This is a genomic window from Acinetobacter sp. ANC_7513 (genome assembly GCF_056779915.1).
This window is the reverse complement of sequence record NZ_JBWYIW010000011.1, coordinates 1-26,620: the sequence shown is the minus strand read 5'-3', so window position 1 is coordinate 26,620 and position 26,620 is coordinate 1. Positions and strand designations below refer to the sequence as shown.

Below are 26,620 nucleotides of genomic sequence, written 5' to 3'. Positions count from 1 at the left end.
CCCGCTCAATGCGGGTTTTCTATTATTTAGCTTTGCGCTCTTTATCCAATAGATAATCGACCACTTGTAACACACGGCCATTATCACCTTGTACGACATATTTCCCATTTACTACAACAGCTGGCACACCCGTCAATTGATATTGTTGCGCTAATTTATTCGCTTGAGAGACTTTGGCAGTAATTGCGAAAGAATTATATAAACTATTGAATTTCGCTTCTGGGATACCATACTTCGTAAAGAATTGTGCTTGTGATTTTTGGTCAAAAATCTGCTGACCTTTGTCATGGATCGCGTGGAATAGAGGCAAATGGGTACGTTTACGAACACCAAGAGCTTCAGAAACGTAGTAGCCACGTGCATTCTGTTCCCATACTTTGTTCATTGCAGCAGGTGTACGGACAAAATTCACATCTTTTGGAATTTTACGTAACCAAGATTGCATATGAGGTTCTAAAGTAAAGCAATGACCACAGCCATACCAAAAGAACTCACGTACTTCCAATTTACCAGCGACATCAACCTTTCCTGGGTTTTGCACGACCGTATAATCTTTGCCTTCAACAAAGTTCGCCATTGCACCTGTTGAAAGTGCCATCAGCACCGCAGCGGCAACGCCACTAAAAACCACCTTTTTCATTAAGTTTTTATCCTCTAAATCATTCTGATTAGCATATGGTTTCACTATAAAACAAATATGAGAAAATCGTTTTGATTCTGTGAACTTTTTTACAAGATTTATCGCTTTTTTTGGAATTAGCGATACACTAAGATCTGATATAAATTCTACCCATTAAAACGAACTTTGCTAAGGTGGCTGTAATGACTCAACTGAATGTTGACCCACAAGAAATTGCTAAATTTGAAGCACTTGCTGCAGTATGGTGGGATCAACACTCTGAGTTTCGCCCTCTCCATCAAATCAATCCATTACGATTGAATTGGATTGATGAACATGCAGGTGGTCTTAGTGGCAAAAAAGTCCTAGATGTGGGCTGTGGCGGCGGTATTTTGGCCGAAAGTATGGCACGCCGTGGTGCCGATGTCCTCGGTATCGATATGGGCGCAGCACCATTAAATGTCGCACGTCTGCATGCAGAACAAGAAAACGTAACCAATATCGAATATCTTCAAATTCCAGTTGAGCAATTGGCTGAAGAACAAGCTGGTCAATACGATGTCGTAACTTGTATGGAAATGTTGGAACATGTACCAGATCCAGCGTCAATCATTCAAGCATGCCAAAAACTGGTGAAACCAAACGGTCATGTATTCTTCTCCACAATTAACCGTAATCCAAAATCATATTTATTTGCGATTATCGGTGCAGAGTATGTGTTACGTCTTTTGAAAAAAGGAACTCATGACTATCATAAATTTATTAAACCTTCTGAATTAGCGCATGATATTCGTAACGCAGGTTTAAAACTTAAAGATATGACAGGCTTACATTACAACCCATTAACTAAACATTATTGGTTAGCCCCAAATGTCGATGTGAACTATATGGTTTACACGCATAATGAGGTGAATGAATGAAGGCCGTACTTTTCGACCTAGATGGGACTTTAATTGACACTGCTGCGGATTTTATTCGTATTATTCAAGCAATGTGTCGTGAAGAAGGTCGAGAGATCGTAGATGCAGCCCTGATCCGAACTCAGGTCTCCGAGGGGGCTCGGGCGATGGTGAAATTGGTTTATCCTGAATTACAGGTTGATGATCCTATTTTCCTTGCACATCGTCAGCGCTTTCTAGATATCTATGGTGCTGATATTGCTGTGGATACAGACCTTTTTGCAGGAATGTATCCTTTAATTGAGGACTTGGAACAACGGGATATTCCATGGGGAATTGTGACAAACAAGCCTCGTTGGCTGAGTGAGGCACTACTTCAAGCCTTAAACTTAACTGAACGTTGTGCCGTTCTCGTATGCCCAGAAGATGTTAAGCACACTAAACCTGACCCAGAACCAATGTATCTCGCTGCTCAACAAATTAATGTTCCAGCTGAACAATGCATTTATGTTGGTGATCATCCACGTGATATTGATGCAGGTCGAAGCGCAAATATGTACACGATTTTGGCTGCTTACGGATATTTACCATTAGAACACAAAGATGACTTAGATTCTTGGCAGGCAGATTGTATAGTGAATGATGTACAAGAATTACATCAACACTTAATCGAATTGATCGAATCTCACCAAAAAACAGCTTAATTAGAACAATGAAGGAGGTCGCACATGAAATATTCAGAATATCAACCTCACCCAGACTTATTGAAAGATAAAGTAATTTTAATTACGGGTGCAGGTGATGGCATTGGACGCGCAGCAGCGTTGAGCTATGCTTTACATGGTGCGACCGTCGTTCTTCATGGTAGAACGCTGAACAAGTTAGAAGTGATCTATGACGAAATTGAAAGTTTAGGTGCTCCTCAACCTGCAATTTTGCCACTGCAACTTTCTACTGCAACAGCATATGATTACGAACGTCTTGTGGAAACGCTTGACCAACAATTTGGTCGTTTAGATGGTATTTTGCACAATGCTGGGATTTTAGGTGAGCGCGTTGAATTGGCCCACTACCCTGCTGAAGTGTGGGATGATGTAATGGCTGTAAATTTAAGAGCACCTTTTGTTCTTACTCAACATTTACTTCCATTATTAGAAAAATCTCAAAATGCCTCTGTTGTTTTTGCAAGCTCAGGTGTCGGTCGTGAAGCACGTGCGAAATGGGGCGCATACTCAGTCTCAAAAATTGCCATTGAAGCGGTCAGTCAAATTTTTGCAAAAGAAAATGTCTATCCAAATATCCGTTATAACTGCATTAATCCTGGTGCAACACGAACAGCTATGCGTGCTAAAGCATATCCTGATGAAGATCCGAAAGTATTGGCAACGCCTGAACAAATCATGCCAGCTTATTTATATTTAATGGGCGAAGACAGTATAGGTATGAATGGTCAGAGTATTGATGCTCAGGATTAGTTTTTTCAAAATTACATGATGAGGATCGTCAGATCCTCTTTTTTTAAATTATAGTTCTAACAAAACCTATTAAAAAATTTACCTTTAGATTTTAAAAGCTTAAACAAATAAGTCTCAACAACTTTTGAATACACCCATAAACTAAGAAATTATCTAATGGTAGTATCACTTACTTTGCTTTAAGCGTCTTAAGTATTTATAACTTAATAAAAACCCGACAATAATGTCGGGCTTTTATTTCATTCTTATCAGTCAAATAAACGATCGAAGAATGATTTCTTTTTAGGTGAAGATTTACTGTCCGCACCATCTAAAGATTCTTGTAACTCTTTTAAAAGTTCACGTTGACGTGCAGTTAAGTTGACTGGTGTTTCAATCACGATACGGCAAAGTAAATCACCTTGCATACTTGTGCGTACTGGTTTTACACCCTTGCCACGTAGACGGAACATTTTACCTGTTTGTGTTCCCTCAGGTACTTTCAAGTTCACACGACCATCAAGGGTTGGAATCTCAATTTCTTTACCCAATGCAGCATCAGCGATACTAATCGGCACATCCATATACAAGTCCGCGCCATCACGTTGGAAGATTTCATGTTCACGAACATTAACTTCTACGTATAGATCACCTGATTGACCATCACGAATCGCTTCACCTTTTCCAGTTAAACGAACGCGATCGCCATTATCTACGCCTGCAGGAATGGTAACTTCAAGTGTCTGTTGACGATCTTTAACACCTGAACCATGACAAGTGCCACAAGGATTTTTAATAATCTTACCTTGTCCGCGACAAGTGCTACACGTTTGCTGAACTGAGAAGAAACCTTGTTGCATACGGACCTGGCCAGCCCCGTGACAAGTTTTACAGGTTTCAACATCATTCGGATTTTTAGAACCTTTACCATCACACACTTCACATGGTGCTGGCGCAGTAAAAGTAATTGTTTTCTTTACGCCACGTACAGCTTCTTCTAAGCTGAGCTCAAGCACATAACGTAAGTCTGAACCACGTCTTTGACGCTGTTGGCGACCGCCTCCACCAAACGCACCACCGAAAATGTCACCAAACTGACTAAAAATGTCTTCAGCGCTAAAACCGCCACCGAAACCACCGCCTCCGCCACCGAAGCCGCCTTCAAACGCATTATGTCCCATGCGGTCATACATGCTGCGTTTTTCACTATCAGATAAAACTTCATACGCTTCAGCAGCTTCTTTGAATTTTTCTTCTGCTTCAGCATTATCAGGGTTACGGTCTGGATGATATTTCATCGCCAACTTACGGTAGGCTTTTTTAATTTCATCATCACTAGCTGTTTTAGAAACCCCTAAAACCTCATAATAATCACGTTTAGCCATGTCTGGCGATGCTCCACAAAAAAATTTGATATGACTTCTCTGCGGAATATGTTGGGGTCATATTCCGAGATTACAAGTAAATTAAATCATTATTTTAAAAAGCGGCTTTTTTCTGAAGATATTTAACTAAGCCTTTAAGCCATGCATTTAGGAGAAATAGCCATGCAATTGTGGTAAAAATGACACCAATCACCGTACACCCTTTCACCCATAACACACTATCCCAATAGATAAAGCAGGCAGGAATAAACCAAAGAGCAGCAAATGCGGCCATCATCATGAATAGCACAACATTTCGTGCAATCCATAATGCTTGAGCATGGATCCAGACTTCAGCGTCTTGCGCTTGAGCCACTTTTTGCGCTAAAAAATAGGCGATTGCAGCACTGATACCAGTGAACAATGCAAGAAACATGAATACATAAGACATCGTAATTAATCGACGATGTCTTGTTAAATTGTCTCGCCCCATGGATGCTTTTTTATACCTCAACCGAGTGCACATTCAGTTTTTTTATGTACTCAGCCCACTGTGTTATTTTGTGTTAAAAACTAGGGACTACTATATTGAATTTTTCAATGCTTCGCACCTAGTATTCACATAAAACTACGCGGTTTTTGACTCTTTTTTTACTTTAAACCATGCCGCATAGAGTGCTGGCAAGAAGAACAGCGTTAATAATGTTGCGATAATGAGTCCACCCATAATTGCTACCGCCATTGGACCAAAGAAGATACTGCGTGAAAGCGGAATCATCGCCAACACAGCAGCCAATGCAGTCAAAATAATTGGACGGGCACGGCGTACTGTCGCTTCTAAAATCGCTTCCCATTGAGAATGACCTGCTTTGATATCTTGCTCGATCTGATCAATCAAGATAAGAGAATTACGCATAATCATTCCAGATAAAGCAATGGTACCTAGCATCGCCACAAATCCGAAAGGCTTATTGAATATCAACAGGAACAATACCACGCCAATTAAACCCAAAGGCGCGGTCAAGAAAACAATAAACGAACGTGAAATACTCTTGAGCTGAATCATGAGCAAGGTAAAGACCACAGCCAAAAATAACGGCATACCAGCATTTACTGAAGTTTGCCCACGTGCAGATTCCTCCACAGTGCCTCCCACTTCTACCAGATAACCACTTGGAAGTTCGGCACGAATTTTCTCAATAGATTCAGTTAATTCACCAACCACAGTAGCTGGTTGGAGTTTAGTCCGAATATCTGCGCGTACAGTAATCGTCGGCAAACGGTTACGATGCCAAATCAGACCATCTTCAAACTTATATTGGATATTCGCAATCTGTGCCAATGGAACTGTTGTACCTTGACTCGTCGGTACAGCTAGACTTTGTAACGATGCTACATCAACACGTTCCGCTTGATCGCCACGTAAACGAATATCAATTAACTCCCGTTTCTCACGATACTGATTAATCGCAGCGCCTGTTATTGAACTATTTAAGAAATTCGCCAAATCTAAGCTAGATACGCCTAACTGACGCGCACGATCTTGATCAATTTCAAGTGAAATAATTTTACTCGGCTCACCCCAATCTAAATGAACATTGGCGGTATTTGGATTTTCACTGATTGCTTGTGACACTAATTGTGCTCGTTGGCGAACAGTATTTAAATCTTCACCAGAAACACGGTATTGAATTGGATAACCGACTGGTGGCCCATTTTCCAATAGCGATACACGTGTCCGTACTTCAGGCAATAACTTACTAATTTCTTCACTCAGATTCTTTCTAATCTCATCTCGCTCATCTAATGAGGAAGCCAAAACCACAAATTGTGCAAAACTCGCCTGAGGCAATTGTTGATCAAGTGGTAAATAGAAACGTGGAGAACCTGTACCAACATAAGCGACGTAATTATCGATCCCTTTTTGAGTCGACAAGAATTTTTCTACTTTTTTAACCGCATTTTCTGTCGCTGTTAGAGAAGCACCTTCCTCTAGTTTTAGATCCACTAATATTTCAGCACGGTTTGATGGTGGGAAAAATTGTTGTGGAACAAATTTAAACATCAAAATTGACAAGACAAATATCGCAACCGTCGCAGCAATGACGGTTTTACGATAAGTAATACATAACTCAACCCAAGATCTAAATTTTTGATACATCTTAGTTTGATATGGATCGTGATGCTCACCATGGTGTTGAACGACGGGTTGTGGCTCTGGTTGTTGACGTAATCTTGCCCATAAGCGTTGATACCACGGAGCTTTCTGATTCATTTGATTAAAATCAGGCAGTAATTTGTCACCTAAATAGGGAACAAACAGTACCGCTGCAAACCATGACACCACTAAAGCAATGGTTACAACTTGGAAGATTGAGCGAGTATATTCACCTGTGCTCGACGCAGCAGTGGCAATCGGCAAGAATCCAGCTGCAGTGATCAGCGTCCCCGTTAACATTGGAAATGCGGTCGACTTCCAAGCAAAACCTGCGGCTTTTAATCTGCTATATCCTTGTTCCATTTTAATGGCCATCATTTCAACTGCAATGATGGCGTCATCAACCAAAAGTCCAAGTGCTAAAATTAACGCGCCTAAAGAAATCTTGTGCAGTCCAACATCAAAGAAATTCATGCCTGCGAACGTCATTGCCAAGACCAAGGGAATAGAGAAAGCGACCACTAATCCTGTACGGAAACCTAAAGAGAAGAAGCTGACCAATAAGACAATAATCACGGCCTCTGCGAGCACTTTGATAAATTCGTGAATACTGCGTTGCACCGCTACAGGCTGATCTGAAACTTTTTTAAGTTCCATCCCTAAAGGTAAAGTTTGTTGTAGATCATTGAAGGTCTTTTCTAGATTTTTCCCTAGCGCAATGATGTCACCACCCTTACGCATAGACACCGCAATACCAATACCATTTTTGCCCATAAAGCGCATACGTGGTTGAGCTGGCTCACTAAAGCCACGGTAAACTTCAGCCACATCGCCCAATTGAATGGTCTTATCACCAACCAGTAATGGCATGTTCTTGAGATCTTCGACTGATTTCAATTGTCCGCTGACACGCACTTGAATACGATCTGAGCCTGTTTCAAAGAAACCTGCGCTTGCCATGGTATTTTGTTTTTGTAGTGCTTCTTGAATTGCAGTAACTGGAATACCCAATTGAGCGGTTTTTGTATTTGAAATTTCTATCCAAATTTTTTGATCTTGCAAGCCAACTAAATCAACCTTACCAACATCTTGTACACGTTGTAGTTGCAGCTGTAAGCGATCGGCATATTCCTTCATCACGGCATAATCAAAATCATCACCCGTTAAGACATAAATATTCCCAAAGGTGTCACCAAATTCATCGTTAAAGAATGGACCTTGAACACCGCTAGGAAGTTGGTGTTTGATATCTCCAATTTTTTTTCTAACCTGATACCAAACATTCGGTAATTCATGGGAACGCAGCGAGTCTTTGGCAACAAAGGTCACCATTGATTCACCAGGACGAGAATAGGCTGCAATACGATCATAGAGCCCCGTACTCATTAATTCTTTTTCAATGCGATCAGTTACTTGTAATGAAACTTCTTCCGCTGTCGCACCTGGCCAATAGGTTTGAACCACCATTACTTTGAAACTAAATGGAGGGTCTTCACTTTGTGATAGTTTTGAGTAGGAATAAACACCCAATATTCCCATCAAAATCATGAAATAAAGGATCAGTCCCTTATTTTTTAACGCCCATTCTGACAAGTTAAAGTTCATATTTTCGCTCCAACTTGTCCTGCTTTTACATTCACTGCGCGGTTTTGACGATCAATCGGATTAATTTTTTGTTTATCTCGCAGTAAGTGTACACCGCCAACCACGACCCAATCAGAAGCTTTTAAACCTTGGATCACAGGTACCGTATCACGACCATAAGCACCTATTTGAACATTCACCTTACGGATACTGTGATCTGGATTCACAACCCAAACATAAGGCTGATCTTCTGTTGCAGATACACTGGTCAAAGGCACATTAATCACATTTGAACTGGTATTTGAAAAAAATACTCGCGCACTTTGTCCAAGTTGGATTGCTGAACGCCCTTCAGTCAAAGCAACTTTGACACTAAATGTTCTAGATTGGTCGGCAGCAGGTGAAATTTCACGCACATATGCGGAGAAACGCTCCTCTGGTTTTGACCATAGCGTAACCCAAGCTTTTTGACCTGTTTTAATTTCTGATACTGCTTGTTCTGGCACACCAATCACCACTTCACGATCACCATCTATCGCCAGTTGATATGCTGCCTGCCCTGCTGCGATCACTTGACCAACTTCAATACTACGCTCAGTGATGACGCCATTTTTATTGGCAATGAGTTGGTTATATCCCGTCTGATTACTACTCACTGCATAATTTGATTGTGCTTGTTTTAAATTGGACATGGCCGATTTATATTGATTTTCTACGGCATCATATTGCGAACGACTCACCGCATTAATAGGTAATAACTGCTTAAAGCGTTTGTATTCTTCTTCGGCAATTTTGGCTGCAGATTGCGCGCTTTCTAACTGAGCTTTTGAAGCATTTAGCTGCAGTTGAGCATCTTTCACATCTAATTTTGCTAAGACTTGCCCGACTTTGACTCGATCCCCTACATCAACATAGCGTTCAGTAATTTGTCCTCCAACACGAAAAGCCAATGCCGTTTGCTGTCTCGCCTGAACTTCTCCTGCATAACTTTTCAGTTCATCTTGGGAGGTATTCGGCTGGGCAACCATCACAAATGGAATTTGTTCCTCTGTGGGTTTATCCTTACTACACGCGGTGAGTATCACGCTACAAATGAGCATTAGACTGTATGTGGCAAATTTTTGAGGACTCATGTGCACTGCTCTTATGTCAATTTTTAGGCAAATCAAATTAGGGATATTAATTTGATTATTTTTTAATTAATATACCGCATGGTACAGTAATTAAAAATCATTTTTCAAGGTATGACCTAAACTGTTTTTTTTGGATTTTTTTGTGCAAATGAATATTGGACGTCCTAAGGATTTAGTTAAAAAGAAACAAATATTAGAGGCAGCTAAACGTTTGTTTCTAAAACAGGGCTTTCATGGTTCAAGCATGAATCAAATTGCCAAAGAAGCTGGCGTGACTAAACTGACGGTGTATAACCATTTTCAAGATAAAGAATCGTTATTTACCTATGCAATTGCAGAAACGTGCGAAGAATCAATCAATGCTCGGCGAATCCAATTACACCCTGAATCCAATTTTTTAGAAGACTTCTATCAGGTATGTAGTTTAGCGCTGCAAATTGTCAATCTTCCTGAAGCCATTAAGCTTGAGCATTTATTATTAGAATTGGCAGCAGAGCAAAATCCTTTGGCTGAACCTTTTTATAATGCATCTCATAAGCGGTTATTTGTGGTTTGGACTGATTTTTTTGCTCAAGCGATTGAGCACGGATTTATCCAGAAAGATGATGCTGAAAAGCAAACACATTTGCTCCTTTCTTTACTCTTAGGGCATCGACATCATGAAGTATTGTTAGGCGTTCGTCAGGTTCCCAGTGAAGCAGAATGTGATGAAATTATTCATCAAGCCATCGAATTATTTATGCTGAAATACAAAAAATAGCTCTCTCCATTCTTAAATGGCGTATTTTTCACCTAATTTTCTTTAAATTATTTTGCAATCGCTTGGCATGTCATGAATAAGCGGTATAGTCAAAAGAACAAGAAAAGGAGAAAAAAATGATTCAACAAATTGATGCTCCATTACGTGAAGACGTACGCTTACTCGGTAATCTTTTAGGAGAGACTTTAAAAGAACAAGCTGGACAAGATTTGTTTAATCAAGTTGAACAAATTCGTGCACTCGCGAAAGGTGCACGTGATGGTGATAGCGAAGCTGAAAAACAATTAGAAAGTTTATTTTTAAGTTTAAAAGATGATGAGATTCTTCCACTCACACGCGCTTTTTCACATTTTCTGAACTTTGCCAATATTGCAGAACAATATCATGTGGTACGTAGCCGTCGCCAAAATGAGTTTGATGAAAACGGCGCTGCAGCGAATGTCCTTATTCCCCTTTTTGAAAAATTTCAACAACAGCTGATTTCAGCGGAAACCCTTTATCAACAAATTTGTGAGCTAAATATTGAGCTTGTACTCACCGCACATCCTACGGAAGTTAGTCGTCGCACCTTGATCCAAAAATATGATGGGATCAACGAGTGTTTATCTAAGTTTGATCAGCAAAAGCTGACCCCCAAACAGCGCGCTCAAGTTCTTTCTGAATTAAAACAATTGGTTTGTTCAGCATGGCAAACCGATGAAATTCGCCAACATCGTCCAACCCCAATTGATGAAGCAAAATGGGGTTTTACTACCATTGAGCAAACTTTATGGAACGCTATTCCTAAGTTTGTCCGTGAATTGAATCAATTGGTTCAAGAGCATTGTTCTCAAGCTTTACCTTTAGATATTGCACCTGTGCGGTTTGCATCTTGGATGGGTGGTGACCGAGATGGAAACCCAAATGTTACACACAAAGTGACTCAAGAAGTTTTATGGTTATCTCGATGGAAAGCCGCGGATCTCTACCTCCGAGATATTGAAGATTTACGTTGGGAGCTTTCTGTTCAGGCGTGCAGTGATGAACTAAAGGCTGCCTTAGGTCAGCCTCATCCAGAGCCTTATCGTGAATATTTAAGAACAACACGTGAACGCTTAAAAATTACAAGAGAATGGCTCACTGCAAAATTACAAGGTCAACATTCTGATGTGGATCGTAGCCAGATTATTCATCACAAAGATGAGTTGTTGCAGCCATTATTGTTATGTTATCGCTCATTAGTCGATTCAAACCTTTCCGGTATTGCTCAAGGAAAGTTACTCGATTTTATTTATCGCGTGAATTGTTTCGGTATTGAGTTATTAAAACTAGATATTCGCCAAGAGTCAGGTCGTCATCGTCAAGCAATTTCAGCGATTACTGAGTATCTTGGACTTGGCAATTTTGAGACATGGACTGAACAAGCCCGTCAAAACTTCTTATTACAAGAACTGCAAAGCAAACGCCCTTTACTTCCTAAGCATCTTAATGAATCTGCTCAAAGTCTTATTGAGCATCCTGATGTTCAAGAAGTATTCGCTACCATGCGAACTTTGGCAGAACAACCTGCTGAAAGTCTAGGTGCTTATATTATTTCAATGGCGGAATATCCAAGTGACGTTTTGGCGGTTCTATTACTCCAAAAAGAAGCAGGTATTAAGCAACCTCTGCGTGTAGTTCCATTATTTGAAACGTTAAAAGATTTAGATGGCGCAGCTTCGACCATGAATACTTTATTCAGTATGCATTGGTACAAACAACATATTCAAAACAAGCACGAGGTCATGATTGGTTACTCTGACTCAGCAAAAGATGCAGGTTTCATGTCTGCAAATTGGGCTCAGTACCGTGCACAAGAAGAGTTAACAGCTATTGCCAAACAACATGGTATACAACTCACTTTGTTCCATGGTCGTGGTGGCTCAATTAGTCGTGGTGGTGCTCCAACCCAACAAGCACTATTTTCACAACCACCTGGCTCAATCTCAGGTGCAATCCGTGTGACTGAACAAGGCGAAATGATCCGATTCAAATTTGGATTAGAAGAAATCGCACTGCAAAATTTAGAGATTTATACCGCAGCTACCCTTGAAGCGACTTTACTGCCACCACCAGAACCCAAGGCAGCATGGCGCGAGTTGATGCACAAGATGACGGAACTCTCTGTGAATGTTTACCGTCAAACAGTCCGCGAAAACCCTCATTTTGTCCAATATTTAAGAACCGTGACGCCAGAGCTTGAATTACAGATGCTACCTTTGGGTTCAAGACCAGCGAAACGAAAAATCAGCGGTGGTATTGAATCCTTACGTGCAATTCCATGGGTATTTGCATGGACTCAAATTCGATTAATGCTTCCAGCATGGTTAGGTACTGGTGCAGCCATCAATCAAGTCATTTCAGAAGGTCACAAAGCTGAGCTAGATGAAATGTTAGAACAATGGCCTTATTTCCAAACTTTAATTGATATGTTGGAGATGGTGCTATCTAAATCAGATAGCAATGTCGCATTGTATTATGAATCTCATCTCACCCAAGATGAAAATCTTAAAGTATTGGGTGCGGAACTACGCCAACGCTTACATGATGCCGTACAAACTTTATTGGCGATGAAAGGTGAATCTAAATTACTCAGTTCTAATGAAGTTCTTGATCAAGCCATGAAGATTCGTAAACCCTATCTTCTTCCATTACACCTGTTACAAGCAGAACTCATGAAAAGACGTCGCGAATATTTAGCTGAACGAACTGTCGAACAAACTGAAGTTGACCATGCATTAATGGTAAGTATTGCAGGTATTGCTGCTGGGTTACGTAATACGGGTTGATTTCACGACTGCCTATGCTCAAGTACCTTTATGGGCTTGAGCAATTTAGAGACTTTATTCTAATTTTCAGTAATGACAACAAAGCACCTATAAATTTTTTACTCAATATGGATATAGATTTTTTTGATATAGCTGAATTGCAATAGGCTGATTTTACTTTAATTTTAAAACATATTTTTTTTACCAATGGGTAAAAATTCAATAAAAGTCAGACCATTAGTTTTAATAATTTTTCAAGAAACAGATGATTTCTCATAAAACAGGCGTATGATGTGCACAATTTAACTATTGAGTGCTCACTTTATGACCAGTTGGTTTCCTAAATGGCGTCCCTTCACGGATGATATTGATACGCGTCCTGTTGGCACGACCGAATATTTACCTCCTGCGCAAAGTGTAGTTCTTGGCATTCAACATGCTTTTGCCATGTTTGGTGCGACAGTTTTAGCACCATTATTAATGGGTTTTGATCCTAATCTTGCCATATTAATGTCAGGTATTTGTACCCTGTTATTTTTCCTCATCACTGGCGGTCGAGTGCCCAGTTATTTAGGCTCAAGCTTTGCTTTTATTGGTGTAGTCATCGCGGCAACGGGCTATGCCGGTGCTGGAGCAAATGCCAATATTGCATTAGCTGCTGGGGGAATTATTGCCTGTGGTGTACTTTATGCCTTAATTGGTTTTCTGGTGATGGCAACAGGTACTCGATGGATTGAAAAGCTCATGCCTCCTGTAGTAACAGGTTCTGTGGTCATGATCATCGGTCTGCATCTTGCACCGGTAACGGTAAAAAGTGTCGCGGGTAATCCATTTAATATGTGGATGGCATTGATTACTGTCATGTGTATGGCTTCAATTGCAGTATTCACCAAAGGGATGCTACAACGCCTACTTTTACTTGTGGGTTTGGTGCTGTCTTATATCGTATACTTTGTTATTACGAATATCATGGGTTACGGTACTCCAATTAACTTCACGCCGATTACACAAGCTGCATGGTTTGGTCTGCCTAACTTTCATGCTCCTGAGTTCAGTACGAACGCGATGCTCATCATTGCTCCTGTAGCTTTAATTTTAGTGGCTGAAAACTTAGGTCACATCAAAGCAGTCTCTGCCATGACTGGTGAAAATCTAGACCCACATATTGGTAAAGCGTTTGTAGCCGATGGTGTTGCAACATCATTAGCCGGTGGTGTAGGTGCTCCAGGCATGACCACTTATGGGGAAAATATTGGCGTGATGGCTGTGACACGTGTCTATTCCACGATTATTTTCGCCATCGCAGGTGTATTCGCAATTTTCCTTGGCTTATCACCAAAATTTGGTGCAATTATTCAAACCATTCCAACTGCGATTCTTGCAGGTGCATCAATTGTGGTGTTTGGTTTAATTACCATCGCTGGTGCTAAAATTTGGATCGAACATCGTGTCGATTTCTCTAAAAATAAAAACCTCATGATTGCTGCGATCACGCTGATCTTAGGTACTGGTGACTTTGCGCTTCAATTTGGTAGCTTCAATTTAGGTGGTATTGGAACGGCTACCTTTGCTGCATTATTCCTGAATTGGTTCTTTAGCTTAGGTGGAAAGTCTAACTAAAAATCTATCGCATATAAAAAAAGAGAGCTTAATGCTCTCTTTTTTAATTTTTTATTCTAATTAAGTATTTTAAGATTTTTTTTCAATGGGTTTAGGTCGACCAAAATAATAGCCTTGAAACGTATTACAACCATTTTCTTTTAGAACTTGGAACTGCTCTTCAGTTTCTACACCCTCTGCCACCACATTCAGATCAAGAATTTGTGCTAAATCAATAATCGTTTTCACAATAGCAATATCACGTGGATTACCGACAATATTTTCTACAAATGAACGATCAATTTTGAGTTGATCCAGTGGAAGCATTTTGAGGTAATTCAATGAAGAATATCCTGTTCCAAAATCATCCATAGAGAATCTTAATCCACGCTCGATGAGCTTTTTCATTTTCTCAATTGAGTTATGCATATCGGTATAGAACATGCTTTCAGTGAGTTCTAAACGTAATAATGTTGGATCAATTCCTGCTTCATCAATAATCCGAAGCACATTTTTATCAAAGTCAGTCTTACGGAATTGTTCGACACTAATATTGACTGAAATCGTCCAGTTTGAAGATTCTGGGTATTGGCTCCAATCTTTTAACTGTTGGCATGCTAATACTAATACACGATTACCAACATCATGTATGAGATCAGTTTTCTCCACTTCTTCAATAAATCGACCTGGTAAAATTAAACCGTGTTCAGGATGACTCCAACGTAGCAAAGCCTCATACCCGATCACTTCCTCTTCGCGATTTACTAAAATCTGATAATAAAGTTGGAACTCATCTCGTAATAAAGCTAATCTTAAATCATTTAATAAAGCAGCTTTAGCAATAACACTTTGTTCCATTTCAGGATCAAAAACACATATGCAGTTTTTACCATTTTCTTTAGCTTGATACAGCGCCATGTCGGCGTACTTAAGCAACTCATTTTTTGGCAATTTTGAATTACGGAAAATAAAAATTCCGATACTAGAGCTAGTATGAATTTTATTATCCTTTAATACGAAAGGCTCATTTAATGCAGCACGAACTTTATCAGCGATTTGCATCACTGCTTGATTAGCAATCGTTTCATCTGGATCTAAATCTGAAAGAATAATTAAAAACTCGTCTCCACCAAGACGGACAATTGCATTCTGCTGTGCCACACACTCCATAAGACGCACCGAGACCATTTTGAGTAGGTCATCTCCACGATCGTGTCCTAACGTGTCATTAATATTTTTGAAGTTATCCAAATCCAACATCATGAGTGCACTATGTGTACCATTTTGTTTACATGATTCAATCACCGCCAACATGCGTTCTTGCATAAAACGGCGGTTAGGCAATCCCGTTAATTCATCATGTAATGCCATATAACGTGCATGGTCTTCGGAATTTTTTAGCTGTGTGATATCAGTTCGAATGGAGATATAGTTTTGTAAAACGCCATTATTATCTTTAAGCGGCACAATCGTGGTTTCAACCCAATATAAAGAACCATTTTTAGCTCGGTTACAAATTTCGCCTTTCCAAATTTCTCCACTCGAAATGGCTTTCCACATATATTTAAAAAAACTTCTCGGGTGATAGCCTGAATTAATAATTTTATGTGTTGATCCGACCAGTTCTTCATAAGAATACTGTGAGATATTACAAAACTTCTCATTGACATGAGTAATGACACCACGTGCATCTGTTATGGCTACAATTGAATGTGCATCAATGGCTACTTTGTAGTTTTCAAGATCCTTGACTATTTTTTCTAATTGTAACTGGGTATCCATAGCGCCTTCGACCGTCAGTCTAAAAAGTGATGTATCCAAATGTTAACTTAATATTATTTTTTGTAACACTAAGCTTTGTTGAACCAGTTCACAAATCGGCTATATATTTTGTAAATTTCAATGAATAAAAGAGGAAACTAAGTTCCTCATTCTTATTAAGAATTCCGACTGTTATGGTCGTATTTCTTTTAACTCTCTTTGAATAAAGTGTTGAATCATCTCTCGATATATTTTTTCCATGAGTAATGGATCCACACCATTTTTTGTAGCCAATTCACGTATTTTTTCAATCACTATTTCAACACGTTCAGGTGACTGTACATCTTGGATAGTTCTTTTAAATCGCACTGCCTGATCTACGTAATATTGGCGTAAACCAATTAATTCTGTTATGGCTTGATCAATTGAATCTATTTGTGCTCGAGCTTGCTGAAGGGTTTCGCATTTTTCTTTATTGATTTTCAATTGATTCGGTATCCCTGTGTTCAGATTCATTTTCACTTTTGTACTTTTGTTCTAACACATTACTGAAAATACTTTCAATCATCCATACACGATATAAGCTATTAAACACATAACTCTTTCCATCGATACGAAGCTCAAGCACTGGTAAATCAGGTTGTGATTTCATCTCACAGAGTAATTGATTTTCTTCCAGCTTTTGACTGATCGACTCTTCAGTGAGCGTCGTGATATTCAAGCTCTGTTTTAAAGCTTGAATATGAGGTCGATACGATAGATCTTTACCTTTACTCCATACAGCCTGCAAGATTTCATACATTGCATCAAGGCGTTGATCCTCAGGCACACTGTAAAACAATCGTGCTATTTCATATGTCGCCTGCTGAGTCGGTCGGCAAAACGGCGTAAATTTTACTTCTGTTCGTTTAGATAAACGCGTTGCCAAACTCCAATCAAATAAATCTCGTCCCTGATATTGCAATGGATAAACGGTAAGTTGGATATCGTAATAATCGGCAAGTTCCTCTTTAATATAAGCTAATAATAACCAAGAGATCGGATCTTCTAATGCAATATAGAGGTCCAACTCAGGATTCATTGCCTGAATCTCAGATAATTCCTCAGCATCATTCATTAGGTGTTCCCGCCACTCAATATGATTGATGAGAAAAATAGGATTACCGGTCAAGAGTCTTTGTTGTTTTAAACGGCGGGTCAATCTTAATAAATCATCTACCGCATGATACCGACGATTACCGAGCTCAAAAAAGCTTGCTAAAACTGGCGTGTGATCAAAAGTTCGCTCAGCGATTTGTTGTTCTTTTCGATGTCGACTGGCCATGACATACAAAGTACGTAATTTTCCATACTGCTGTTGCCACAACATATGGAAGACATCTTCCAATAAATAGAGAAAATTTTCACCTGTTAATGGGGTATTTCGTAAAATCGTTTCTGCCTGTTGAATCGCTTCAGCACTCGGTATTTCAGGCTTTTCATTATCGAATCCGAAACGATGCTGGTACGCTAAAATTTGGGCATCACGTAGACTGTAATCTTGCCACTCTTCAGGACTCATATCATTTGGAGCTTCAGCAGCAGTATCTGAGATAACAATTTTTAAAGGCTTAATTTCATCTTTTAAAATGTCATTTAATTGTGCCAATTGCTGGACTGCAAGATAACTATACACATCATCTAAACGAAGATAGATCGTTAAACCCTGCTCAGTTGACAAGACCTCTTGACGATTTGGTTTCTGATAAAACCAACTCGATCGTAGCGGATCAAACCAACGGCGTAACAATGACATGAGATGTGCCTCAGATGATTTTACTGGTAAATTATGTGCTCAAAGTATCGAATTCATCGCTTTTTTTAAAACTAAAAAAGTTTGAACGCGAGCAAAACTTATATCAAGACAAAGAGAATTGATCAATATTTATGACCTTTCTATCAAATATTGTCATTAATGTAATTGACGCTTTCAGATGAAATTCAAACTTTTAGTGATTAAAAAAGCATCCCAAAGGATGCTTTTTAATCATGATTGATCTAGTTTATAAGCAGATTAGATATCACGTACCGCACCTTTTGCAGCACTTGTTGCATGCATTGCATACGCTTTCAGTGCTTTAGATACTTTACGTGGACGCTCTTTCGCAGGCTTCCAACCTTTAGCTTCTTGTACTTCACGGCGCGCAGCCAATACATCATCAGCAACTGCTAAGTGAATCGTACGGTTTGGAATATCAATTTCGATACGGTCGCCATCTTCAACTAAAGCAATTGCACCGCCTTCAGCCGCTTCTGGAGACACGTGACCAATTGAAAGACCTGATGAACCACCCGAGAAACGACCATCAGTCACAAGCGCACAGTCTTTACCCAAGCCTTTTGATTTTAAGTAGCTTGTTGGATACAGCATTTCTTGCATACCCGGACCACCTTGTGGACCTTCGTAGCGAATCAGAACCACGTCACCTGCTACGATTTTGCCGCCTAAGATTGCTTCTACTGCATCATCTTGGCTTTCAAATACGCGTGCTGTACCGTTGAATTTCAGAATCGAGTCATCTACACCAGCCGTTTTTACGATACAACCATCAAGTGCGATGTTACCGTAAAGGACTGCTAAACCGCCGTCTTTAGAGAAAGCATGTTCTGCATTACGAATCACGCCATTTTCACGGTCGCCATCAAGACGTGTGTAGTAACGGTCTTGTGAGAATGCTGTTTGTGTTGGTACACCGCCCGGTGCTGATTTATAGAAGTTATATACCTCTTCATTTTCAGTACGAATAATGTCCCACTTATCTAAAGCGTCTTTTAATGTTTTTTCGTGTACGGTTGGTACAGAAGTATCTAACAAACCTGCACGGTCTAGTTCGCCAAGGATCGACATGATACCGCCTGCACGGTGGACATCTTCCATGTGAACATTTTTAACCGCAGGTGCAACTTTACACAGTACAGGCACTTTACGTGATAAACGATCGATATCATCCATTGTAAAATCAACTTCTGCTTCATGCGCAGCCGCTAATAAGTGAAGTACTGTATTGGTAGAACCACCCATCGCGATATCTAAAGTCATGGCATTTTCATAAGCAGCTTTAGGGGCAATGTTGCGTGGTAATACGCTGTAATCATTTTGTTCGTAATGGCGTTTTGTGATTTCAACAATCAACTGACCCGCACGCTCAAATAGTTTTTTACGGTTGGCATGCGTTGCAAGTGTTGAACCATTACCCGGTAATGATAAACCTAATGCTTCTGTCAAACAGTTCATTGAGTTTGCAGTAAACATCCCTGAACATGAACCGCAAGTCGGGCATGCAGAACGTTCGTATGCTTTTACTTCTTCATCTGTGTAGTTGTCATCTGCAGCAACAATCATGGCATCCACAAGGTCAATTGCTTGTTCACCACCACGAATTTGGACTTTACCAGCTTCCATTGGACCGCCTGAAACAAACACAACAGGAATGTTTAAGCGCATTGCCGCCATCAACATTCCCGGTGTGATTTTGTCGCAGTTCGAGATACAAACCATTGCATCTGCACAGTGTGCATTGACCATGTATTCAACTGAGTCAGCAATCAAGTCACGCGATGGTAATGAATACAACATTCCGTCGTGACCCATTGCAATACCATCGTCTACTGCGATTGTATTAAATTCTTTAGCTACACCACCCGCTTGTTCAATCTGACGTGCAACAAGCTGACCTAAGTCTTTAAGATGCACATGACCCGGTACGAATTGTGTGAATGAGTTGACTACTGCAATAATTGGTTTGCCAAAATCTTCGTCTTTCATTCCAGTTGCACGCCATAAGCCACGTGCACCCGCCATATTTCTTCCGTGTGTTGATGTTTTCGAACGATAGTCAGGCATTTTTATTTCCAACTTAAGCTGAGCTCGATGAATATGTATTCAATCTGGCTAAATGATACTGAAATATAAGGCTAAATCAGTTGAACCTTACTTCTATTATGACAGCTTTCTGATTAACAGTTAACCATTGCTTGCAATTGTTCGTATAGGTCTGATTTGCCCTCAACGATCTAAATCGATGTAAGAGATGTGATCTACTATAAACCCTTATCTGAAATCGTAATACAAAACTTTCATGAATCTTTTTTTAAAAATACATAAATTTTATTAATCACACCTTAAGCACAAAATGCACATGAAAACGTTTCAAATTACGACCTTATTTGGGCGAAAATCGCTTTTGGCATATAATGTTCTTTATATTGTTTTGGAAGTGTCTGAGTGAAAATCATCTTTGCGGGAACCCCTGAATTTGCAGCGAGTGCATTAGCAGCTTTGCTAAAGACTTCTCATGAAATTGTTGCTGTGTATACGCAGCCAGACCGTAAAGCAGGACGTGGACAAAAACTGACAGCGTCAGCGGTAAAGCAATTGGCGCTTGAGCACAATATTCCTGTTTACCAACCTTTACATTTTAAATCGTCGACTGAGGAAGGTTTGGCTGCTCAAGCTGAACTCAAGTCTTTCAATGCTGATGTGATGGTGGTCGCAGCATACGGTTTAATCTTGCCTCAAGTCGTTTTGGATACACCTAAATACGGCTGCTTGAATATTCATGGTTCCTTATTGCCTCGCTGGCGAGGTGCAGCCCCTATTCAACGTGCTATCGCGACAGGTGATACTGAAACAGGTATTACGATCATGAAAATGGCAGCTGGTCTAGACACTGGTGACATGATGTTTAAAACGATGTGTCCTATTACGGCTGAAGATACTTCCGCAACCTTACATGATAAACTGGCTCAACAAGGGGCTGAAGCCACTCTCGCTGTTTTAGAAAGTGAAGACACTTTAAAGCATTATTTAGATACACGTGAAGTTCAAGATGAATCACTTACAGTGTATGCTCATAAACTGTCGAAGGCTGAAGCTCAAATTAACTGGGCAAATGATGCTGTGACGATTGATCGTAATATCCGTGCTTTCAATCCTTGGCCCGTAGCTTTCACACCTATTGATGAATCCAACAATTTACGCATTTGGAATTCGAAACTTTCTCCACTCACTCCATCAACTCAACAAATCGGTGAAATCATCGCTGTCGATCAGGATGGTGTTCACGTTGTGTGTGGTGATCATCAAGTGATTTGCCTCACTCAACTTCAGTGGCCAGGCGGTAAAGCGCTCAATGCTGCACAAATTCTACAAAGTCAAAAATTGCAGCCAGGACAGATCTTCGCATGAGCCAACAATCTTCTCATTTAAATTTACGCGGACATGTGATTAAAACATTACTGGCCGTTCAGAATGGGCAATCCCTCACCTCTGTTCTTTCCCAACATCTTTCATTGGTTGGTGAGCGTGATCGGGCCTTATTTCATGAATTGACTTTAGGCACTTTACGCCAATGGCATGCACTTAAAGCAATTACTCTCCCTCTTCTGACTAAACCGCTCAACAATGAAACCGTTGAAAGCTGCCTATATTTAGGTTTATATCAACTGCTTTGCACGCGTATTCCAGCACATGCGGCTATCTCAGAAACGGTAACAGCCACCAAACAACTTGGTTTTGAAGCTTTAAGTGGCGTCGTGAATGCGATTCTACGTCGTGTTTCACGTGAAACTGAAGAATTCGGCGAAGCATTAGACCAAGCCCATGGTTTACCTAGTTGGCTATTTAAACGCTTGAAAAAAGATTGGCCAGAGCATCTTCAAATGCTTTCAGCTGAGCTTAAACTGGCTGCGCCTTTGACACTACGTGTAAATGAACGACAAGTAAGCCGTGAGGAATATTTAGATATTCTTGATGAAGAAGGGATTGATGCTCATCCATGTGAATGGTCCGATGTAGGCATTATCTTAGATCAATCCGTGCATATTCCTCACCTCCCTGGCTTTGAAGAAGGTGGTTTTTCTGTTCAGGATGAACATGCTCAACTTTGCGCGACCTTGTTGCCGAATCTTGATGATAAGATCGTAATTGATGCATGTGCGGCTCCAGGTGGAAAAACAGCACATATTTTAGAGTGTTATCGTCCTAAAAAGCTGTATGCGATCGATCACGACACAAAGCGTTTAAGCCGCGTAAGTGAAAACTTAGAGCGTCTTGCACTTAATCAGTATGCTCCAGTGGAAATACTCACTGCTGATGCTACGGTATGGTCTGCACCTGAACAGGCTGACTGTATTATTCTTGATGCACCGTGTTCTGCTATTGGAGTTGTACGACGTCATCCAGATATTCGTTTACTTCGCCAATCTACCGATATTCAACAAACGGTTGAACTTCAAAAACAAATTCTGAATCACATGTGGCTACAACTCAAAGTTGGCGGATCAATGCTTTATATTACCTGCTCGATTTTGAAAGCTGAAAATGAACACCAAATGATTGATTTCTTCAACACGCATGCAGATGCTCAAGAAATCAAATTAAATGTAAATTGGGGAATTGAACAAATCCACGGCCGTCAGTTATTGCCACAACAAGGTCATGGTGATGGATTCTATTATTGTTTAATTCAAAAGATTTAATGCTATTTTTTAAGATAGTTTATTTCTAATTTACCGACATATAAAAAAGCCATGACTCGTGTCATGGCTTTTTTAATATTGATCTGAAGTAGTTTAATCTTCAAGCTCATCTGGGTTTTTTGCCAAATGAATCATGGCTAAAATAAGACCACCCCATAACAGCACTGTTGAGATAATAAGCATCATTAAAGCAGAAGTATTCATCTTATTTCTCCTCAGGTCCATTGTCTTTTAGACGACTAAAAACAACCGCACAGAATACAAAGATTGCAACTACACCGCCACCAATTGGCAATAGAATCTCAATTGGATAACCGCCATAACCTTCAGTAAATATTGACTTCAAGGTCATCAATAGCGCAGCTAACAATGAGATTGGCGTAACTACAGTCAACATGAAGTTCCAACCAGCACCTAGCTTAATACTAGCATATTGATTTACATGCTCTTGAAGTTGCTTTAACAACGGTCGACGGAACCATGACACCAATACGATTGATAATAAGCCACCCGCGACAATACCAATATTATTGGCAAAGTAATCGATAATATCGACAAACGTAATCGCGCTGTGAGTTGAGAACAATAAAGTTGAAACAATTGCTGAACCACCTGCAATAATTGTCACAGCCTTCTTACGAGACCATCCTAACTTGTCTTGGAAACCTGCGATTGGAACTTGAAGAATACTGACCATGGATGTAATCCCTGCAACTGTTAAAGATGCAAAGAACAAGAAGCCAAATAAGTCTCCGCCAGCCCCCATGCTTGAAATGATTTTAGGGAAAGCGATAAAAGCTAAACCAATACCACCAGATACAACATCGTCAACTGAAGCACCCGCACTGTAGGCCATGAAACCTAATGCTGCAAATACCCCAATACCAGCTAAAATTTCAAAAGATGAATTTGCAAGAGCAACGACTAGTCCAGAACCAGTTAAATTCGTTTTTTTCTTCAAATACGAAGCGTAGGTCAACATAATCCCGAAACCAACGGATAACGAGAAAAAGATATGGCCAAATGCAGCTAACCACACTTTATAGTTGCCCATTGCTTCCCAGTTTGGTGTAAAGAATGCATTTAAACCTTGGACAGCACCTGGTAAACGAATAGCTTGAATCACGAGAATCGTAAATAAAACCACCAATAATGGCATAAAGATCTTATTCGACAATTCCACGCCTTTCTTCACCCCACCATACAGGATGAACATAACGATCGCCCAAACGACAACCAAACCTATAAATAAGGTCGGAACAAATCCAAATGCTAAGCCTTCGCCATTCTGAAGATAGGTGGTGAAAAAGAATTTTTCTGTATCACTTCCCCACTGTTGACCAAATGAGTAGAACATATAACTACCCGCCCATGACAATACACTGGCATAGTAAATACCAATAATTAATGTCACAGCGACTTGCCACCAACCCAATGATTCACCATTCATCAACTTCTTGTAAGCTGTAGGTGGGGCCTTACGGTATTTATGTCCAACTGCATAATCTAAAAATAAAAGTGGAAGACCGGCAGCAAAAATTGCAACCAGATAAGGGATTAAAAATGCCCCGCCACCATTTTCATATGCGACATAGGGAAAACGCCAAATATTGCCTAAACCTACTGCAGAACCAATAGCTGCAATAATAAAACCTGATCTGGCGCTCCAATTTTCACGTGAAGCTGTCATATAGTACCTAATCCGTAAATGGGTACACGCTTACTGCTATTGTTGATGTTATCTCGCAAGTAATTGCATACCATTAAAATTTTGTTGTTTGAATCAGAAACGGCCTTTTGAGCATTTTTTTCGAATTACAAACCACCCCTTATTTAATATTCTTGGTTAAAGAAAGATGAAATAAAGGATGTTTAATGAATCAACAATAGCGCTTTTAATCAGATTTTTCTGTAATTAATTCAGGAAAAAACTGTGTTTCATCATTTTTTTTATCTTATTGATTAATTTTTAACTCAATATGTTTATTTTTAAATCACAACGTTAATCTAAACTAAATAATTTAAAAGGAGCGTTATGCTCCTTTTAACATAAATAATAATTTATCCTTGTTTAATCACAAGCAATCGCTCTTCTTGCATATCTCGAATTGCTGATTGAATCCCTTCTCGACCTAGACCTGAATCTTTAACACCACCATAAGGCATGTTATCCACACGGAATGATGGAATATCATTAATGATGACACCACCTACATGTAAATGATTCCACGCATACATCATTTTATTCAGACTTTGTGTATAAACGCCAGCTTGCAGACCAAATCGACTTTGATTAATTGTAGCAATGCCTTTTTCAAAATCTTTATACTTCTCTAGAATAGCTACTGGCCCAAAAGCTTCATCTTTATAAATTTCTAAAGACGTATCAACATTTTCTAGCAATATTGGATCAAATAAAGCCCCTTTTACCTGACCTTCGACTAAAACTTTGGCGCCTTTCTTTACCGCTTTATCGACCCATTTTTTAAGCCTTTTAGCTTCTCCCTCCTTGATCATAGGGCCACATAAGGTCAAGTCTGAATTTGGATCGCTCGCTTTGATTTTTTTAATTTTGGAAATTAATTTCTTCTTTAAATCAGTATAAATATTTTCATGGACTAAAATTCTTTGGACACTAATACAAACTTGACCTGCATGGTTATAAGCTCCCCCAATAAGACGATCAATTAACACATCAGATATTTCAGTATCAGGTTCAATTAAAACAGCAGCATTTCCACCAAGCTCTAAGGTGACTTTTTTTCGACCAGCACGTGCTTTCATATCCCAACCGACTTCATCCGATCCAGTAAAACTGAGTAATTTGAATCGGTCATCGGTTACCAAGATATCTGCCTGTTCGCGAGGACAAGGTAAAACTGAAAATGCACCTTGAGGTAAATCAGTTTCAGCCAACACTTCTGCAATTTTTAGAGCAGAAACTGGTGTAAGTGACGCAGGTTTCAGTACGAAAGGACACCCTGCTGCAATTGCAGGTGCAATTTTATGAGCAGTTAAATTAAGTGGAAAATTAAAAGGACTAATTAATGATATAGCACCAATCGGAACATGTTTAATCATACCTGTATAACCCTGTGCAGCAGCTGTTACAGCCAATGGCATTAAACGCCCATCGTCCATTTGTGTAACAGCATCAGCAGCGATTTGAAAGGTATTTATAAGACGCTCAACTTCAGCCTGAGCTGCTTTTAATGGCTTTCCACCCTCTGCAATCAAAATTGCAGTTAATTCCTCTCTCATTTCGCTAAAGCGTTTGACACAATGTAATAAAATCTTTTGCTTTTGAAATGGTTCTAATTTTGCCATCGCCTGTTCTGCATCAATTGCAGATTGGATTGCTTTTTCTAAAGTATTTGCATCTGCTAAGGCTACTCGGGCAAATATTTTTTGGCTAAATTTATCTTTTACTTCAAGCCATTGACCTGTTTGGGATGCTTTAGAGGCAACATAAAGAGAATAATCACACTCAATTTTTTTTTCTGAATTGGTCATCACGTATCCTTAAATATATTCGGATTTAAAACTTTTAAATTCACTATATCATGACCTCTCAAGCAACTTCTGTTCATGAGTAATTAAGTAATATATTTTTCACTCTTACTTTTTATTATGTAAATGCCTCTATTGCATCTCGCATGCATTTTAGTCACTCATTATTTAAAGCATTAAAAGACAACCACGACCAATTGATTAGGCGATCATTAAAAGACAACCACGACCAATTGATTAGGCGATCATTTTTCTATGTACACAGGTGTACCAATAGAAATTAATCATACTTTATGAATTTGAGCATCAGATGGATAAGAGAGGTTGCTATAACTGTTCAAGACATAAAATTTATCGTCTATATGATTATTTATTTCAATTTTTATATATAAAAAAACACCCCCTTGTATTGAAGGGGGTGTTTAGAATAATGAGCTGGCGATGACTTACTCTCACATGGGTAACCCCACACTA

The 26,620-nt window shown here is 39.6% G+C and carries 20 protein-coding genes; 8 read left to right on the top strand and 12 right to left on the bottom strand.

The window, feature by feature from the left end:
• Window positions 1-22 precede the first annotated feature (22 nt).
• Window positions 23-640 carry a thiol:disulfide interchange protein DsbA/DsbL gene (locus AC1M9B_RS11665; RefSeq protein ID WP_180000355.1) on the bottom strand — a complete coding sequence of 206 codons (618 nt, stop codon included), beginning with the start codon at window positions 638-640 and terminating at the stop codon, window positions 23-25.
• 182 nt (window positions 641-822) lie between these two features.
• Between AC1M9B_RS11665 and ubiG the strand changes: the two genes are divergently transcribed.
• The 3 genes from ubiG to AC1M9B_RS11650 are packed head-to-tail and all read left to right on the top strand — an operon-like array spanning window position 823 to window position 2,993.
• Window positions 823-1,539 carry a bifunctional 2-polyprenyl-6-hydroxyphenol methylase/3-demethylubiquinol 3-O-methyltransferase UbiG gene (gene ubiG / locus AC1M9B_RS11660; protein WP_481609149.1) on the top strand — a complete coding sequence of 239 codons (717 nt, stop codon included), beginning with the start codon at window positions 823-825 and terminating at the stop codon, window positions 1,537-1,539.
• Complete coding sequence (locus AC1M9B_RS11655) at window positions 1,536-2,222, top strand: HAD family hydrolase (protein WP_035268813.1); 687 nt, start codon at window positions 1,536-1,538, stop codon at window positions 2,220-2,222. The genes ubiG and AC1M9B_RS11655 overlap by 4 nt, the downstream gene beginning before the upstream one ends.
• Window positions 2,223-2,246: 24 nt before the next feature.
• Window positions 2,247-2,993: a YciK family oxidoreductase gene (locus AC1M9B_RS11650; protein WP_481609148.1), complete on the top strand. Its 747-nt coding sequence runs from the start codon at window positions 2,247-2,249 to the stop codon at window positions 2,991-2,993.
• 248 nt (window positions 2,994-3,241) lie between these two features.
• On the opposite strand, the gene dnaJ is transcribed toward AC1M9B_RS11650, so the two are convergent.
• From dnaJ to AC1M9B_RS11630, 4 genes are all read right to left on the bottom strand, one after another.
• Window positions 3,242-4,357 carry a molecular chaperone DnaJ gene (gene dnaJ / locus AC1M9B_RS11645; RefSeq protein ID WP_035268804.1) on the bottom strand — a complete coding sequence of 372 codons (1,116 nt, stop codon included), beginning with the start codon at window positions 4,355-4,357 and terminating at the stop codon, window positions 3,242-3,244.
• Between the two features lie 94 nt (window positions 4,358-4,451).
• On the bottom strand, window positions 4,452-4,829 hold the full coding sequence (locus AC1M9B_RS11640; protein WP_035268802.1) for a hypothetical protein: 378 nt from the start codon (window positions 4,827-4,829) through the stop codon (window positions 4,452-4,454).
• A 135-nt stretch (window positions 4,830-4,964) separates the two neighbouring features.
• Entirely contained in the window at window positions 4,965-8,099 is a 3,135-nt protein-coding gene (locus AC1M9B_RS11635) for an efflux RND transporter permease subunit (protein ID WP_481609147.1), read from the bottom strand.
• Window positions 8,096-9,211 carry an efflux RND transporter periplasmic adaptor subunit gene (locus tag AC1M9B_RS11630; protein ID WP_481609146.1) on the bottom strand — a complete coding sequence of 372 codons (1,116 nt, stop codon included), beginning with the start codon at window positions 9,209-9,211 and terminating at the stop codon, window positions 8,096-8,098. The genes AC1M9B_RS11635 and AC1M9B_RS11630 overlap by 4 nt, the downstream gene beginning before the upstream one ends.
• 142 nt (window positions 9,212-9,353) lie before the next feature.
• On the opposite strand from AC1M9B_RS11630, the gene AC1M9B_RS11625 reads away from it, so the two are divergent.
• The 3 genes from AC1M9B_RS11625 (at window position 9,354) to AC1M9B_RS11615 (ending at window position 14,377) form a co-directional block, all read left to right on the top strand.
• Entirely contained in the window at window positions 9,354-9,971 is a 618-nt protein-coding gene (locus tag AC1M9B_RS11625; protein WP_035268797.1) for a TetR/AcrR family transcriptional regulator, read from the top strand.
• A gap of 116 nt (window positions 9,972-10,087) precedes the next feature.
• Window positions 10,088-12,778, top strand: coding sequence for a phosphoenolpyruvate carboxylase (gene ppc / locus AC1M9B_RS11620; protein ID WP_481609145.1), 2,691 nt, complete (start codon window positions 10,088-10,090; stop codon window positions 12,776-12,778).
• Between the two features lie 303 nt (window positions 12,779-13,081).
• Window positions 13,082-14,377 (top strand): solute carrier family 23 protein, encoded by a 1,296-nt coding sequence (locus AC1M9B_RS11615; protein WP_035268794.1) that lies wholly within the window; start codon window positions 13,082-13,084, stop codon window positions 14,375-14,377.
• A gap of 69 nt (window positions 14,378-14,446) precedes the next feature.
• On the opposite strand, the gene AC1M9B_RS11610 is transcribed toward AC1M9B_RS11615, so the two are convergent.
• The 4 genes from AC1M9B_RS11610 to ilvD all read right to left on the bottom strand — a co-directional run bounded on the left by AC1M9B_RS11610 (window position 14,447) and on the right by ilvD (window position 20,000).
• Entirely contained in the window at window positions 14,447-16,138 is a 1,692-nt protein-coding gene (locus AC1M9B_RS11610) for a putative bifunctional diguanylate cyclase/phosphodiesterase (RefSeq protein ID WP_481589406.1), read from the bottom strand.
• Between the two features lie 171 nt (window positions 16,139-16,309).
• On the bottom strand, window positions 16,310-16,597 hold the full coding sequence (locus AC1M9B_RS11605) for a chorismate mutase (RefSeq protein ID WP_035270424.1): 288 nt from the start codon (window positions 16,595-16,597) through the stop codon (window positions 16,310-16,312).
• Window positions 16,590-17,912, bottom strand: a complete 1,323-nt coding sequence (locus tag AC1M9B_RS11600) for a hypothetical protein (RefSeq protein ID WP_180028931.1) — start codon at window positions 17,910-17,912, stop codon at window positions 16,590-16,592. Before AC1M9B_RS11600 ends, AC1M9B_RS11605 begins: the two co-directional genes overlap by 8 nt.
• A 258-nt stretch (window positions 17,913-18,170) precedes the next feature.
• Window positions 18,171-20,000 carry a dihydroxy-acid dehydratase gene (gene ilvD / locus AC1M9B_RS11595; protein WP_081403313.1) on the bottom strand — a complete coding sequence of 610 codons (1,830 nt, stop codon included), beginning with the start codon at window positions 19,998-20,000 and terminating at the stop codon, window positions 18,171-18,173.
• Window positions 20,001-20,381: 381 nt separating this feature from the next.
• Between ilvD and fmt the strand changes: the two genes are divergently transcribed.
• Complete coding sequence (gene fmt / locus AC1M9B_RS11590) at window positions 20,382-21,344, top strand: methionyl-tRNA formyltransferase (protein ID WP_481587758.1); 963 nt, start codon at window positions 20,382-20,384, stop codon at window positions 21,342-21,344.
• Entirely contained in the window at window positions 21,341-22,636 is a 1,296-nt protein-coding gene (gene rsmB / locus AC1M9B_RS11585; protein WP_481587759.1) for a 16S rRNA (cytosine(967)-C(5))-methyltransferase RsmB, read from the top strand. The genes fmt and rsmB overlap by 4 nt, the downstream gene beginning before the upstream one ends.
• Before the next feature lie 93 nt (window positions 22,637-22,729).
• Here rsmB and AC1M9B_RS11580 read toward each other — a convergent pair whose 3' ends face one another.
• The 3 genes from AC1M9B_RS11580 to AC1M9B_RS11570 form a co-directional block, all read right to left on the bottom strand.
• A complete protein-coding gene (locus AC1M9B_RS11580; protein WP_081403317.1) occupies window positions 22,730-22,840 on the bottom strand; it encodes a methionine/alanine import family NSS transporter small subunit in 111 nt (36 codons plus the stop codon).
• Between the two features lies 1 nt (window position 22,841).
• Entirely contained in the window at window positions 22,842-24,326 is a 1,485-nt protein-coding gene (locus AC1M9B_RS11575; RefSeq protein WP_481587760.1) for a sodium-dependent transporter, read from the bottom strand.
• A 371-nt stretch (window positions 24,327-24,697) separates the two neighbouring features.
• Complete coding sequence (locus tag AC1M9B_RS11570) at window positions 24,698-26,149, bottom strand: aldehyde dehydrogenase family protein (RefSeq protein WP_481587761.1); 1,452 nt, start codon at window positions 26,147-26,149, stop codon at window positions 24,698-24,700.
• Between the last annotated feature and the right edge of the window lie 471 nt (window positions 26,150-26,620).

Bases quoted from the DNA above. Each gene is read 5' to 3' on its own strand.
- AC1M9B_RS11580 (WP_081403317.1), bottom strand. From the start codon at position 22,840: ATGAATACTTCTGCTTTAATGATGCTTATTATCTCAACAGTGCTGTTA.
- rsmB (WP_481587759.1), top strand. From the start codon at position 21,341: ATGAGCCAACAATCTTCTCATTTAAATTTACGCGGACATGTGATTAAA.
- AC1M9B_RS11570 (WP_481587761.1), bottom strand. From the start codon at position 26,149: ATGACCAATTCAGAAAAAAAAATTGAGTGTGATTATTCTCTTTATGTT.
- AC1M9B_RS11630 (WP_481609146.1), bottom strand. From the start codon at position 9,211: ATGAGTCCTCAAAAATTTGCCACATACAGTCTAATGCTCATTTGTAGC.
- AC1M9B_RS11600 (WP_180028931.1), bottom strand. From the start codon at position 17,912: ATGTCATTGTTACGCCGTTGGTTTGATCCGCTACGATCGAGTTGGTTT.
- AC1M9B_RS11665 (WP_180000355.1), bottom strand. From the start codon at position 640: ATGAAAAAGGTGGTTTTTAGTGGCGTTGCCGCTGCGGTGCTGATGGCA.
- AC1M9B_RS11635 (WP_481609147.1), bottom strand. From the start codon at position 8,099: ATGAACTTTAACTTGTCAGAATGGGCGTTAAAAAATAAGGGACTGATC.
- AC1M9B_RS11650 (WP_481609148.1), top strand. From the start codon at position 2,247: ATGAAATATTCAGAATATCAACCTCACCCAGACTTATTGAAAGATAAA.
- AC1M9B_RS11615 (WP_035268794.1), top strand. From the start codon at position 13,082: ATGACCAGTTGGTTTCCTAAATGGCGTCCCTTCACGGATGATATTGAT.
- AC1M9B_RS11575 (WP_481587760.1), bottom strand. From the start codon at position 24,326: ATGACAGCTTCACGTGAAAATTGGAGCGCCAGATCAGGTTTTATTATT.
- dnaJ (WP_035268804.1), bottom strand. From the start codon at position 4,357: ATGGCTAAACGTGATTATTATGAGGTTTTAGGGGTTTCTAAAACAGCT.
- AC1M9B_RS11655 (WP_035268813.1), top strand. From the start codon at position 1,536: ATGAAGGCCGTACTTTTCGACCTAGATGGGACTTTAATTGACACTGCT.
- AC1M9B_RS11640 (WP_035268802.1), bottom strand. From the start codon at position 4,829: ATGGGGCGAGACAATTTAACAAGACATCGTCGATTAATTACGATGTCT.
- ilvD (WP_081403313.1), bottom strand. From the start codon at position 20,000: ATGCCTGACTATCGTTCGAAAACATCAACACACGGAAGAAATATGGCG.
- AC1M9B_RS11610 (WP_481589406.1), bottom strand. From the start codon at position 16,138: ATGGATACCCAGTTACAATTAGAAAAAATAGTCAAGGATCTTGAAAAC.
- ppc (WP_481609145.1), top strand. From the start codon at position 10,088: ATGATTCAACAAATTGATGCTCCATTACGTGAAGACGTACGCTTACTC.
- ubiG (WP_481609149.1), top strand. From the start codon at position 823: ATGACTCAACTGAATGTTGACCCACAAGAAATTGCTAAATTTGAAGCA.